This is a genomic window from Dickeya sp. Secpp 1600 (genome assembly GCF_003049805.1).
In the GTDB taxonomy this organism is placed as follows: Bacteria; Pseudomonadota; Gammaproteobacteria; order Enterobacterales; family Enterobacteriaceae; genus Dickeya; species Dickeya fangzhongdai.
In genome coordinates, this window is sequence record NZ_CP023484.1 from 1917123 (window position 1) to 1929506 (window position 12384).

The window sequence follows — 12384 nt, forward strand, 5'->3', positions numbered from 1 at the left end:
ACAGGGCTGCTGTTGCAGCCCTGACAGCCTTTAGACTTCAATCGACTCATAGATCTCTAAGGTATCATCCACTGCAATGCCCGGATAACGGGCTGTGCCTTCCAGTTTTTATGGCCCAACAGAAGTTGGATCTCCCAGAGACTCTTGGTTTTGTCAACATCACAACATAATGACCTCTTAACGGTCTTATATTAGTGTTGCCGACAGTATTCGCACCTCCGGTATCTAATTATATTATTTCAGACAATGTGTTTCCCATTCTTTTATAGCAAACGTATCCATCATACCTGAAATATAGTCAACCACCGCCCGCTTTTTCTTGGCCTCAAATGCATCAGTGTCCTCTTTTGGCAAGGAAAACTTGAGTTCAGGGGAGAGGAACTTATAATTTTCATCCTTGTTATAGAAAACGTATAAATCATTGATTATCACATTTCCTCTGAACTCATAGGTGAGTATATTGCGTTTTCGCATGATGACTTTAAAAAGAAGCTTTTTTAAACCTTCAGATAAGGCATTCAGATTTCCGAATCCAAGCTCATGAAAGCCATTTTTGTTCTTTATTACAGAAATGTCCGTGACGAGGCGATTGACAATATTGGAGGTCAATTCCTTACGGAAAATCATTGCAAACTCTTCTGAGGTCTTGAGTGAAATTGCCTGAAAGGCTGTTGCTTTTGACTTACTGACAATTTCCCTGAACTGGTCTAACACGCCTTGGAATTTGTCAGAAATCAGAAATTCATACTCAATGTCTTCAATCGTGACCATGTTTCTGCTTAGGGCATCTTCTAGATCATGTGCTGCATAAGCAATTTCATCCGCAAGATCCATTATCTGCGCATCAATCGTTTTCTCTCCAGATTTTAGATCGAGCTGGCTTTCAGAAAGCAGGTTATTGTAAAAATCAAAGTCGTCATCATAAATGAATTTGTTAGCAGTGGAACGAGTATTGGGATACTTAATAACCGAAAGCAAGCTGCGGTGAGTCAGATTCAAGCCACTACAGTCTGCATATTTTTTTTCAAGCTTCCTCAGGATGCGTAGCGCTTGCGCGTTACCTTCGTAACCGCCAATATCCTCAGACAGCTCGTTAAGCAGTTTTTCACCTGAATGACCGAATGGGGGATTGCCGATATCATGCGCGAGAGCTGCCAGCTCAACCACCACGGGATGAACCAGCTCGAGGTCTGATGCGATACTTCTGGCGATCTGCGCTACCTCAAGACTGTGCGTTAATCTGTTTCTGTTGAATTTTTCAGGATCGACTTCAAAAAGCTGCATCTTTCCTTGTAATCTGCGAAATGATGATGAATACAGAATTCGTGCGTAATCACGCTGATAGTCATCTCGATTTCTTACTTCAAAATTGGTACCAAAGTGTTCTCTAGTATTTGCCAAGGCGTTGATCAACTTTTGCTCTTGCTCTTGCGCAAATGTTTTTAATTCATTGTCGTACATATTTCATCCTTGCTGAGGAAGTCATTAAGCTAGAATACAGGATGAACAAGCTTGGTGACTATGTTCTATGTAGTGATTATTTATTAATGAATACTGCCTATTACCGCAGTTTCAAAATGCACAGCTTAGCCTACTTCCTATTGATTGACATAGACTACTCTGTGCTACTTCCGCTTTTGGCACAGAGCTGCCTGTCAGATTAGGTTTTGCCCTGTGTCCTAGTTGTGCCAGGTCAAGTCTGAGCTAATACAAGTCAGTATCTTTCTGGAGCGTCTGCAGCCGCTGTTCCAGACTATCCAGTTTTTCTTCGAGGTCACGGCTCTGCTGCTCAATATCTTCCAGTGTTTCTGACAGAACATCCCGCAGCAGCACAAAATTTGCTTGTAAGGCATACACAAAATCGTTGCCGCGAGCCAGTAATGCTTCGCGCGTTATATCCTGCAATGCGGAATGCGTCATCCATGTCACCAGCGCTTTTGCGCTCATTTCAGTCAGTACGTCCGAAAGTTGGTCAGTTTCTCTGTTCATTCTGGTGTCCTGTCTGTTCTTATTTTGGGTGAGTATTTAGAGGGGCATTATTTCAGCTCGTTGCGCTGCTGCGTGGGTTGGGACTGTAAGTGATACAGAAGAACTATATGCCGTGGTCTAAATCGAGCCGTTGCAGCTCGTCGAGCGTGTAGATGCGGAAGACATTCCGGTGGCGGGTTTCCAGCGGGATGTGCTGATGGTTAACGATAACGTGCCTGATGCTGTCAAACAGCCTTTCAAGACCGCGCTTTTTCTGCGTGTCTGGCACGATATAAAAAACGTAAATCCAGTCTTTACGGGTGCGTGCCAGCAAATGGCTGGCGATGATCGACTGATAACGGGCTCTGGTTTTCAGACGACGCTCGGTCTCAATGGCGATCACGGTGCCGCCGGGGAGGGTAATCAGACCGTCCGGTCGGTGACTGACCTGGTAACGACTGAGGAAGGTTGTGCGATCGCCATTTATCCACCCGGATGCGCCTTTTTGCTCAAGGATGATCCGGGCTGCCTGATTATCAAGGTGATGCTCCAGCGTCCAGCTGGTGATTTTTGACGGCTCAAACCGTGCCGGGAAAAGCGCATCGGCGGGGGTTAACACTATGGCCAGTCCGTCACTGGTTATGCCCCATAATGAAATTTTCATGGTGCGCGATACTAGGACATGCTTTTGTATTAAGCCCATGCCCTCGACTTTTGAAAGCAGGGAATACAGCGATTTATGATCTCGGAAGCCGAACAGCAGCATCAGTGTTTTAAAGTCACTGTACGTTTCTTCCTTCAGGAAATTCAGCAGTCGTTGTATTTTTTCGCGGTGTCGCGTCTGGCGTTCGCTGTATGCGGTGATGAGCATCATTTCCCCTTTAAAAATCCAGCAATGACGGGTTTTCTTCTTTGTTGGTATTCGGTGTTGTCGTGTCTTTTTCGCCCACCTCCTCAAAAAAAAGATCGGGCCACGTTGTGGTGATATCCGGCATTGATACGGATACGGAGGATGTTTCCTCCTCGTTAAAATCCAGGATGATGTTTACTGTTGCTGCGGTGGCGGCAATCGCGGGCGACACGGCACAGATCTCCAGTTCGCGTTTTTTCACCCTGATGGGCGAAATCAGAGAGGCAGACGGCAGTGTTTTTGTCGTGAAGATGAAGCTGACAAAATCGGGTAGATTCAGGATCATATTGCTGTCGGTAAAGAAACGCTCGGCCTGCCTGATGGTGCGTTCATCGTCGATAGTCTCTGTCAGCACGGCGTCGGTTTTCGCTTTGCGGACCTCATCATCGACTAATATGGTGCCGGACATCCTTGCCACCCATTCAGCGGTATCCGGGTCCATGACACGATAAACCAGTTTGAATTTGGCGTTCTCAACGACCGCGCCGACAACGGCGTCACCTTTCAAATCTGCCGGACAGTCTTTTAAATCGGCAATCGACTGATGGTCCATAATAATATGCACGCCTTTATCGCGTGCCGCGCCTAAGCCTTCCAGCGCGGGCCTCGATAAATGGTATTTCAGTTCGGAAAGATAAATAGCAATGGGGCGGGGCACGTCTTTCACTCGCTCGCGCCTTTCTGCCAGCTGGTACAGGCGCACCAGCAGCATGCGCTGAGCGGTAATGATTTTGCTGTTGCGCATTGAACCGATGACGTAACAGCAACCGCCTGCCTCAAATATCTTATTAAGCGAAAATCCTGTCGGCGCATTGATGGCATTGAGTAAGGCCAGCTCTTCAATTTTCCCGAAAAAGGCTTTTATTTTATCGGCAATACCTTGAACGTAGTCGCCGTTATAAACATCCCGAATGGTTGAGGCAGTATTTCGGGTGACAAACTGCGCGGCTATCCGGGCCGCTTTCCGATCGTCAATCCGATAAAAGTCAGATTCCTGACCTTTCTCTGCCAGACTGAAACCGGCAACGAAAAGTTCTTCCAGTTCATCGGCGGTGATCTCTTCAATCAGGTTTAACTGGTATTGGGGTTTTCGCAGGTCAATCAGGGCAAAGGGCTTCCCGGCATCTTCACAGGCTTTTCGGTAAAGGTGGGGTGCCCATTCATCATCCTTGGGGTCCATAACAAATACGCCTTCGCCGGCCAGAATACTTTGGTAAAGTAATATCCCGGTGGCAACCCCTTTACCGGCGCCGGTGGTGCCGATAATATCAGCGTGTTGTTTTTGCCAGTCTTTTAACGGCAGGTACATCGGCTGAATATCGCGGTCCATGCCGATAAATAACCCTTTGTTCAGGTCGATATAATCCAGCGGGTCATAATGCAGTGTTTCCGGCAGCAGGGATTTCACCGTACGGACATCGGTGCGTAATTCCCGTTCAAGCGTTGTTTTTCTGACGAGGCGTTTCTTTATTTTATCTAATTCAGGTGTTAATACCCTGCGCAGCAGAATATGCAAAATAAAACCCGTTACGGTAAAGGTAATCAGCACCGGCCATGCCAGAACGGGAATGCTGGCGACTATACGGCCTTTATAAAGCCACTGGAAAATCCAGATAACAACCGGGGCCATGGTACCGGAAAGAAAACACAGCAGGGAAAAAGCGATAATCAGTTTTTGCCACAACGGGGCTTTTTGCCGTTCATCGCTTTTCATCGACGCGAAAAACGGCATCGTCAGCCCCGATAACAGCGCCAGCATCAGCTGGTGCTGTTGCATAAAAGCAATGAAGCTCAGCGCGCCATTCACTATCGGCGACAGTGAAACGGCCAGCTTATTCAAAATCACGTTGCCTCCTTCGTCAGCAGTTCGCCCCATGACATCGCCCCATCAATTCGCCCCACGGTGTTGGGCGAAAAGGCGGGGCGAACGTCAGGGACGGAGAAGGTGGCCGCGTTGCGGCCATGTGCATGGAAACATGCTTTCCTGCATTAAACGGCGTGCACCAGTTCATGCGGGCTGGACGCCCTTATTGCCTGTCGCATGGGGGTAATGTTGCGGCTGGACGCCGCGCCAAAACCCCCGAGGTCAAAGGCGGCACACCGTCGCCCGCTACGCGCGACCACCCCCTTTAAGACGGTCGCTTTCGCCTTTTTATTCCCTTTGCTCGTTCCTCGCAGCGGGAATAAAAGGGAAGCTGACCTTTAAAGAGGGTGGTCGCGCCACGCTACCGGCTTTTGGCCGGAGACTTAGCCGCGACGGTGTGCGGGGCGATGCCCCCCAAATAAACCGCTGTCGTGGGCGACAGCTTTTCGCTCGCTGGGGCGGCGAAATTTATTCGGCTCCCCCCGGCTGGCAAAATCCGCGTGGGCGCGGCTGTTTGCCGGTGAGGCGCGGCGCCTGAACTATTTTCGCTCCTTAACCCGCGAAAATAATTCTGTCCGCTGCCTCATTTTTACGGCCCGCATTTCTTCACTCCTTAATCCGTGAAAAATGTGCTGGGCCGTAAAAACCTGAAAACCACCACGCCTTAAGCCTGATTCGGCTGAAATATTTTGGCACTATAGGAGACCTGCCAATAAAGCTAAGGCAGGAATTAATAGTGGCTCTCACGGATTTCCCTGATGATGTCGGAATAACACTGACGACTTTCTTTAACGCTGGTTTCATCCAGTGTAAATCCACGCCGGTTAGCTTCTTCTGTCAGCGTTATTTTGTCGGTGGCGTTTAACGTTTGCAGCAACTGCAATAACCGGCAGGCAACCCGGTAGTGATAAATTTCATAATAAAGGCCGCATCCGTGCATCGCCTCATTTTCAATGTGCTCAATAACACAGGCTGCGCGCATGGAATCTCCGCGCTGATGTGTCCAGGGATGCTGAATAAAACCCGGCTTGGTCATAAAGGTAACCTCCGCTAATTAACCACGCACGCGGCCAAATTTATTGATAATCTGGCTGATTATTGCCGGGTCTGCTGAATCACATTCAAGTAAGAATGATTTTCTGGCATCGGCAGTATGGTCCGGCAGAAAACCGTGCTTGTTCTTTTTGACGATATTAAAGAATGCACGTTCGGCCGAATGGCATTCATTGCCGCCGCCATTCCCGGTGGCTTTACCGTACATGCATAACACCACTTCACAGGCGTCAGCGGCCATGACGGAGGTTGAATATGACGCCATAATGCAGAGCAAGAATGCGGAGGATATTGCTTTTTTCATTTCGGTCACCTTCATATTTAAACGAGGGTTGCGTAATTCGATATGTTATTTATTGGAGCCCTTTGCTGAATACACCTCTCATGTCATTGAGATGAAGGGGTTTAAAATAAACATCACTCATCCGGCGTATGTCACCGTGAATATCAATGCTGACGATCACATCAATGCTCTTAAGTACCTTGCGTAACAGCACGTCGAAAGGCATGTTCCGGCAGTCGGGGTTTTCATAGCAGCGGTCAATTAACCCTTCAATACATTCTTCCGGGCTGCCTGCATGCAGGGAAGTCATTAATCCCTCATGCCCGGAACCGACGATTTTCAGCGCCTCCCAGGCCTCTTGTCCGCGAATTTCAGCCAGTAATATCCGGTCAGGGTTCATACGATAATTGGCGCGTATCAGTCTGCCGGGCGTGACAATGGCATTATCCCCGGCATCCGCCGGATAAAAGAGATGGACATAGTTGGTGTGGTGATAGAAGCGGATTTCGGGATTATCCTCGATGGTGGTCAGCCTGAGGTGCCGGGGAATATAGTGCAGCAGCGTTTTCATATAGGTGGTTTTACCGGATCCGGTTTCACCGACGATAAAAATCGTCTTGCCGTATTCCACCGCTTTTTCCATAAAGCGGGAAATATCCCCACCTTGAAAATAGCGGATCAGTTCAACTTCTTTGCCTTCCGTTCGCTCCTTACCGCTTACCCGGTTATAAAATCCCGCATCAATCCATGACTGATGTGTTTTCTGCCCGAATGAGGGTTTGCGTAGCGTAATAGACACGGTATTACGCTCACAGGCCGGGGGAATGATGGCCTGAATGCGCTCGCCTGATTCAAGCGTGGCGGAAAGGATCGGCGAGGTGTCGTCGATATTATCGTCCTGCCACGACGCCAGTGCTCTGGCAAAGGCGTAACACTGACGCAGCGTAATCGGGGAATCATGTTTTCGCCATTTTCCCCGGATTTTGGTATGCAGTTCACCCGGCCGGTTAACGGCAATTTCCGTCAGGCCGTCCTGCGCAATAAACTCACCAAACAGCTGGTTTTTCATAAAATCCAGCGACAGGTTTTCAGCGTTCATACCACCTCTTTTTCAGTCGCAGCTGCCAGACGGATGAGAAATCAATGTCGGTGCCGGTCATGATCCCGATGACATCACCCTGATTCAGGTACAGGGTGGGCGGGATATTGATGCTGTTGTCCAGCGTCGTTTTCGCCATTTCCGCCGTGGCGGCGCGGGTGTTTTCGGTGTAGTCGGTATTGCGGTCTTTCCCCGGGGCAGCATCCGACGCCGCCGCAGCCACGTCCTGCACGGTACTGAGCATCAGGGCATTGCCGAAGCGCTCCCAGAAATGGTTGTCGATCCAACCTGTGATCCCCGCCTCGCCGAGCGGGCCGCTGGCCTGCGTATCAGTTAGCGGGATTTGCAGGCTGCCGGGCTCAGGCGTACGCAGCTCCGTCCACAGCACAAACATCCGGCTGCGTCCGTGTTGCAGCGCCCCGGTGCGGTAGATGCCACGGGCGACCGTTCCCGCCGGGATCAGCGTCACATGGTTGCTGGCGCTGTAAACATCTTCACTGACCAAACAGGAAATATGCCCCCCGACATCGGACACGAAGCGCCACATCATCGAACACGGGATATAGCGGTCCACCGGGATATAGAGATCAGGATCGAGGCCCAGCCGTCTGACGCCGGTGACACGGGCGACGCCCAGATTGTCGTTGTTACCCGTTTCCGGCGCGGCAGTCTCCGGGCAGCGCAGGCGGCCATCCTTACCCCTGGCCAGTACTGACGGACAGGATGTGTACGTCGTGGATGATGACGGACTGTCGGACATTTCTGCGTGGCTGCGCGTTTCACCCGGGGACGTGTGTGCATTATCGCCGGGCATTATTCGGGCGTTGTTCAGCCCGTCAGCCAGCGCGGCTGCCTTGTTCAGGACGGGTGGTGCCGGTGGCTGGGTGGGTGCGGAAGTGACGATCTGGCTGGGAGGGTTTGTTCCGTCCTGCGCGCGCGACCCCAACAGGCCAAACGGGTTACTGTCCATGCCCAGATTTTGACGCTCATGCAGTGTCTTCCCGGCGGAGGGCGGCGGCACGGTGTCGGCTTCTTTCTCATTCCCCCCTTTCAATGCACTGAAAAGACGATCGCCGCCGGACGCCAGGGCGATCACCAGCGCCAGACTCAGCAGGCTGACGATTAGCGTGCTGCGACCGGATGCCTTACGAAAACGGGTCACTTCCGGCTGGCCGGACGGTGTTTTCTGCTCCGGCTCCTGATACGCCATTGCCGCCCGGGCGCGTTCGCGGGCCTCCGCCTCCCGCTCTGCGGTGGTTTTTTCCGGTTCATCCGGGACAGGTTTATCGGTCATCTGGCCTCCAGAGTAACGGACGGTGAAACAGTGTCGCTGCGGGTTATCGGGATGCGCCCGAATCCGTCGTTTTCGATCCCCACGACCGAGGTGCCGTAACGCAGCACCAGTTGTGGTGATGCCGGCACCACCATTACGATGTAGTTACCCTGTTTAACCGTCCGGGGCGTGAGCGCCTGCTCCCGTCCGTTAACCACCCGGAAAACGGAAGGCAGGGTTCTGGTGGGGGAAAAACCGATATAGGCAAAACGACCATCGTCCCAGGCAAAATCCGGTGCGATGGAGGCCGAACCGGCTGCTACCCGTTTGGTGTAGCGCCAGTTGAGAGGCATGCTGGCCTGTCCGAATGCCGCTGCTATCTGCTGCTTCTCCTGTCTTTCACGCTGCTGCGTCTGACGCGCGGCGCTGGCGGCGGCGGATTGCTGGCGAACCTCGGCCGGATAGTGGTAACGGATAACGAACGCCTGCGAGGGGGAATCGTGGTCCAGCACGTTCAGCTCCAGGCTGTAATCACGCTTTGAGGTCACCACGAAGAGGTTGGTCTTCCAGTCCTTTGCCGTGGGCAGGAACACCTGGCTGACGTTGTTGCCGCTGGCGTCCGTCACCGGCTGGGTGATGGGGTTCGGGCTGACGTCTACCCGGTTATCACTTTTCGTCACCGTCCAGCCTTTTGGAAAACCCGCTTGCGCATCAATCACAGCTTCATCGTCGTCAAACAGCAGCGTGGTGACGTAGCCAGGGCGGGTATTCACCACGGTGGCGTTCTGGCTGTTATACGATACGTTCTGCATCCGGCTGTCATAGGCGCTGCCGCGCGGGGTGGCGGCGCTCCATGTCGCGCATGACGCCAGTAAGCCCGTCAGGAGCAGGATGTTTTTCAGCATCATTCGCTCCTCAGTTCTTTATCGCGCTGGTAGCTGGTGACAATAAAGCCCAGCGGGTTCACTTCACGCTGGCTGTCCGTCAGTTGCTGATGCGGGACATAGCGGTAAGTGAGGCGGATATTCCAGAAGTCCGTTTTCACTGAATTATCAGAAATACGGCGGAGGGTGCGCTTAATACGCAGTGTTGCCAGGTTATCCGACCCGGTGGCAGGCGCATGCACATTGGAAATAATGTCGATATAGACGACATATTCGGCTTTATTAAAAATAACGTCCGGGGCCTGGTCGCCGTTAAACCCGTCCAGATAATCCCGGTTCACGCTGTCGCTGTTAAATAACTGTACGTCGTCGTAATCACGCTGGAGGGAGAAGTAATTATACCCTTCGCGGAGACTGACATAGTGTGCCGCCAGTGAGTGGGCCAGTGCTTTTTCAGACGCAATATCCCGCTCTTTAATGCGGGTCATATACTCATAACGACCGGTCTGTTTGTCCACCGACCACAATTCAATGTCAGTGGTTTTCAGCGGCAGCAGAATAATCATGGCCGTAATTGCCAGTGCAGCCAGAATCAGCCCGGCAGCGGCCACCCGCCAGGCAGTTTTGCGGGAACGCTCTTCCTTTTCCAGCAGGATGGATTCAAAAGAGCGCGAGACATCGATGATGCGCTGAATATCAGACATGGTGAGTCAGCTCCTGAATTATGGCGGGGGAATTAACCGGCTGGGGATCGCCGGACACCGGCGGGAGGTCGCCCTGATGCTGCGCGCAGCCCGTAAGCGCGCACAGCACCAGAAGCAAGATGCTGAATTTCATGGAAGCCTCTTATCGGATAAATGCAGGAAGGCCGCACCGCTGGCAGAGGCCATGGCGTGACGGAGAAAAGAAATTAGCGGTCGGGAGGATTAACGGTGACGCTGCTGATTCTGGCGTTTCATGCCTTCAATGGCGGTGGCACGTTTCTGCCAGGCGTTCACCGCTTTGCCCGCACCTGCGGCAATGAACCTGCCGGTTGTCGCGGCTGCTGCCATGCCACCTTTGGCGGTCAGTCGGCCCCTGGCCTTTATGCCGGGTCCGGCGACGTCGGCAGATTTGCTCACCAGCCCGCTCAGTCCGCTCATGGCTGCACCCTGTAACACGGCCTGCACGGCTGCACCGCTTAGCGCAGTGGCTATTTTCGCTGAAAAATACACCACTACGCCTGCTGCAATCCCGGCCAGCAAACATTGCGCCGCCAGGGTCACCATATTGCTTTCAGCAGACGTTGCTGTGGCGGCATCCAGTATTTTATTCAGGTAGTTGATGGCGATCCGGACAGACAGGGCAGAGAACATGATCGTTAAGATTGCGGTAAATAGTGTTTTCAGCCAGTTATCAAACATGGGTTTAAGAAAACCGTACAGCAGGCAGAAAATAAAGAGTGGGGCGGTGGTGGTCATTAACAGAATGGTGATTTCGGCGAGCAGGTTGACAAAGGTTGCAGCCAGTAACAGAAAGATTGCACCGCCCCAGACCAGCACCTCGGCAAAACCGCCATTCACTTTAACGTAGGTGGAGGTATCGAGATTAAACAGCGTTTGCCCCAGCGCTTGTGCCTTTTCCCACACCGTGTCGAGCAGTGCCCAGACATTATCATCGCCACTGATGCCGTCCTTAAGCCCTTCAATGGCCGCAATGATGGCATTCAGCCAGCCATCGCGGTTTAAAACAAAGGTGGTGATCAGCAACATGCGCCCCACATCCCAGACAACATCTTCAACCGGTGTCTGGAGTTTGCCGCCAAGCGTCTGATACCCGCGATACGTAATAAATAGGGTGAAGGAACTGACGATAATCACACTGATTAGGGTGCCGTAGGTAGAAGACTGACCTCTTAACACGGCGTTAAGTCCATCCATGATGTTTTTGTCCATACCAACAAAAATACCACCGGACATGGTGCCTCTCATTAGTCAGGAACAGACAGGGGATAAAAACAGGGAGGGATCCCTGTTTTTGTTGGCGGGGACCTTACTGAGTGACGGATTTTCTTTTTTGGGCTTCCTGCTGAAACAGCGTCTCGAATTTTTCCCTGATGCCGGGTTTCCCTGTCTGGGCAAACATTAATGCTGCCCGGTGCGCAAACTCGCAGTTGTCGCTTGCCTCACCATCCCTGAGGCATTGCATATAGACCTTATAGGTTTCACCGGGATGTTCTTTATACCAGGCTTCTGATTTCGTATCTTTACAACCTGATAAGACGAGCATGCCTGACATGACGCACAAGGTTAATACGGGTTTTAACATGTTAACCTCCCTATAGAGAGTTCAGATCGGCAACGGGCGCAGTTAACTGCTGTTGCTGAAAGGCCTTCTGTTTTTGCTGTTCCAGCAGCACTGTTCGCTGTTCAGTCTGTTTGACTGACATCTCCCACTGGCTGGTCAGCGCGTTTAATTGTACGCTTTTGGCCGCGATGGCGTTAGCCAGGTCCTGTGACTCTTTCGAATCCTGCGCATTAGCAATACGGTCTGATAAATCTGATATATCGTCGAGCGTGCCCGTGATCTTGTTTTCAACCTCGGACGTATTTTCTATCGCTACGGCCTGATTCAGGATCATCTGTTTGCAGCTGTCCAGATAACGCTGCGAAGAGCTGGACGGGTTACAGGTATCGAACGATTTATATTTGTTATACAAGCTATTAAGTTCAGACGAATATGACCCGTTTTGGTTGCTCAGCAGGTCATCGAGTGAAATACCGTGCTGACGAAGATTATCAATATCGGTTTTCAGACTTTTGGCCTCGCGGAGAAATGCCTGAACGTCCCGCACGCCCGTTGCCGTGGCTAATTGCTGCTTGTAGGCATCAAGTTCACTTCTATAGTGGGTAACGGTTTCCTGCCACTGCTGGAGTTTCTGGATCCACTGATTAATGGATTCGGTATTCTGTACGGCGTCGAATACCGGTATTCCGGCGCTCATCGCCTGGGTGGAAATAAACAACGATAATGCCAGTATGATATCTCTGAACCGCATTTTCATTACCTCC

The 12384-nt window shown here is 51.6% G+C and carries 14 protein-coding genes; all 14 read right to left on the minus strand.

Annotation, left to right across the window (positions count from 1 at the left end; translation table 11 throughout):
- Positions 1–234: 234 nt before the first annotated feature.
- Entirely contained in the window at positions 235–1461 is a 1227-nt protein-coding gene (locus CPA59_RS08590; RefSeq protein WP_107759099.1) for a deoxyguanosinetriphosphate triphosphohydrolase family protein, read from the minus strand.
- Between the two features lie 243 nt (positions 1462–1704).
- Positions 1705–1989, minus strand: coding sequence for a hypothetical protein (locus CPA59_RS08595; protein WP_107759100.1), 285 nt, complete (start codon positions 1987–1989; stop codon positions 1705–1707).
- 103 nt (positions 1990–2092) lie between these two features.
- On the minus strand, positions 2093–2839 hold the full coding sequence (mobC, locus tag CPA59_RS08600) for a MobC family replication-relaxation protein (RefSeq protein WP_107759101.1): 747 nt from the start codon (positions 2837–2839) through the stop codon (positions 2093–2095).
- 10 nt (positions 2840–2849) lie between these two features.
- Entirely contained in the window at positions 2850–4724 is a 1875-nt protein-coding gene (locus CPA59_RS08605; protein ID WP_107759102.1) for a type IV secretory system conjugative DNA transfer family protein, read from the minus strand.
- A 748-nt stretch (positions 4725–5472) separates the two neighbouring features.
- Positions 5473–5778, minus strand: a complete 306-nt coding sequence (locus CPA59_RS08610) for a hypothetical protein (protein WP_107759103.1) — start codon at positions 5776–5778, stop codon at positions 5473–5475.
- A gap of 18 nt (positions 5779–5796) precedes the next feature.
- The gene (locus tag CPA59_RS08615) at positions 5797–6099 is read right to left on the minus strand and encodes a TrbM/KikA/MpfK family conjugal transfer protein (RefSeq protein ID WP_107759104.1); all 303 of its coding nucleotides are present in this window, start codon (positions 6097–6099) and stop codon (positions 5797–5799) included.
- A 49-nt stretch (positions 6100–6148) separates the two neighbouring features.
- Entirely contained in the window at positions 6149–7177 is a 1029-nt protein-coding gene (gene virB11 / locus CPA59_RS08620; RefSeq protein WP_107759105.1) for a P-type DNA transfer ATPase VirB11, read from the minus strand.
- Entirely contained in the window at positions 7167–8471 is a 1305-nt protein-coding gene (gene virB10 / locus CPA59_RS08625; protein ID WP_107759106.1) for a VirB10/TraB/TrbI family type IV secretion system protein, read from the minus strand. The genes virB11 and virB10 overlap by 11 nt, the downstream gene beginning before the upstream one ends.
- On the minus strand, positions 8468–9355 hold the full coding sequence (gene virB9 / locus CPA59_RS08630) for a P-type conjugative transfer protein VirB9 (RefSeq protein WP_107759107.1): 888 nt from the start codon (positions 9353–9355) through the stop codon (positions 8468–8470). The genes virB10 and virB9 overlap by 4 nt, the downstream gene beginning before the upstream one ends.
- Complete coding sequence (locus CPA59_RS08635) at positions 9355–10038, minus strand: virB8 family protein (RefSeq protein WP_107759108.1); 684 nt, start codon at positions 10036–10038, stop codon at positions 9355–9357. The genes virB9 and CPA59_RS08635 overlap by 1 nt, the downstream gene beginning before the upstream one ends.
- A complete protein-coding gene (locus CPA59_RS22980; protein ID WP_015696803.1) occupies positions 10031–10171 on the minus strand; it encodes a hypothetical protein in 141 nt (46 codons plus the stop codon). The genes CPA59_RS08635 and CPA59_RS22980 overlap by 8 nt, the downstream gene beginning before the upstream one ends.
- An 89-nt stretch (positions 10172–10260) precedes the next feature.
- Positions 10261–11292 (minus strand): type IV secretion system protein, encoded by a 1032-nt coding sequence (locus CPA59_RS08640; RefSeq protein ID WP_107759109.1) that lies wholly within the window; start codon positions 11290–11292, stop codon positions 10261–10263.
- Between the two features lie 73 nt (positions 11293–11365).
- Positions 11366–11641 carry an EexN family lipoprotein gene (locus CPA59_RS08645; RefSeq protein WP_107759110.1) on the minus strand — a complete coding sequence of 92 codons (276 nt, stop codon included), beginning with the start codon at positions 11639–11641 and terminating at the stop codon, positions 11366–11368.
- 10 nt (positions 11642–11651) lie between these two features.
- A complete protein-coding gene (locus CPA59_RS08650) occupies positions 11652–12371 on the minus strand; it encodes a type IV secretion system protein (RefSeq protein WP_107760786.1) in 720 nt (239 codons plus the stop codon).
- Positions 12372–12384: the final 13 nt, after the last annotated feature.

What these genes read in the sequence shown, in the direction of transcription:
- virB9 (WP_107759107.1), bottom strand. Translation starts at nt 9,355, where the DNA reads ATGCTGAAAAACATCCTGCTCCTGACGGGCTTACTGGCGTCATGCGCG.
- virB10 (WP_107759106.1), bottom strand. Translation starts at nt 8,471, where the DNA reads ATGACCGATAAACCTGTCCCGGATGAACCGGAAAAAACCACCGCAGAG.
- CPA59_RS08650 (WP_107760786.1), bottom strand. Translation starts at nt 12,371, where the DNA reads ATGCGGTTCAGAGATATCATACTGGCATTATCGTTGTTTATTTCCACC.
- CPA59_RS08645 (WP_107759110.1), bottom strand. Translation starts at nt 11,641, where the DNA reads ATGTTAAAACCCGTATTAACCTTGTGCGTCATGTCAGGCATGCTCGTC.
- CPA59_RS08615 (WP_107759104.1), bottom strand. Translation starts at nt 6,099, where the DNA reads ATGAAAAAAGCAATATCCTCCGCATTCTTGCTCTGCATTATGGCGTCA.
- CPA59_RS08640 (WP_107759109.1), bottom strand. Translation starts at nt 11,292, where the DNA reads ATGTCCGGTGGTATTTTTGTTGGTATGGACAAAAACATCATGGATGGA.
- CPA59_RS08610 (WP_107759103.1), bottom strand. Translation starts at nt 5,778, where the DNA reads ATGACCAAGCCGGGTTTTATTCAGCATCCCTGGACACATCAGCGCGGA.
- CPA59_RS08590 (WP_107759099.1), bottom strand. Translation starts at nt 1,461, where the DNA reads ATGTACGACAATGAATTAAAAACATTTGCGCAAGAGCAAGAGCAAAAG.
- CPA59_RS22980 (WP_015696803.1), bottom strand. Translation starts at nt 10,171, where the DNA reads ATGAAATTCAGCATCTTGCTTCTGGTGCTGTGCGCGCTTACGGGCTGC.
- CPA59_RS08635 (WP_107759108.1), bottom strand. Translation starts at nt 10,038, where the DNA reads ATGTCTGATATTCAGCGCATCATCGATGTCTCGCGCTCTTTTGAATCC.
- virB11 (WP_107759105.1), bottom strand. Translation starts at nt 7,177, where the DNA reads ATGAACGCTGAAAACCTGTCGCTGGATTTTATGAAAAACCAGCTGTTT.
- CPA59_RS08595 (WP_107759100.1), bottom strand. Translation starts at nt 1,989, where the DNA reads ATGAACAGAGAAACTGACCAACTTTCGGACGTACTGACTGAAATGAGC.
- mobC (WP_107759101.1), bottom strand. Translation starts at nt 2,839, where the DNA reads ATGCTCATCACCGCATACAGCGAACGCCAGACGCGACACCGCGAAAAA.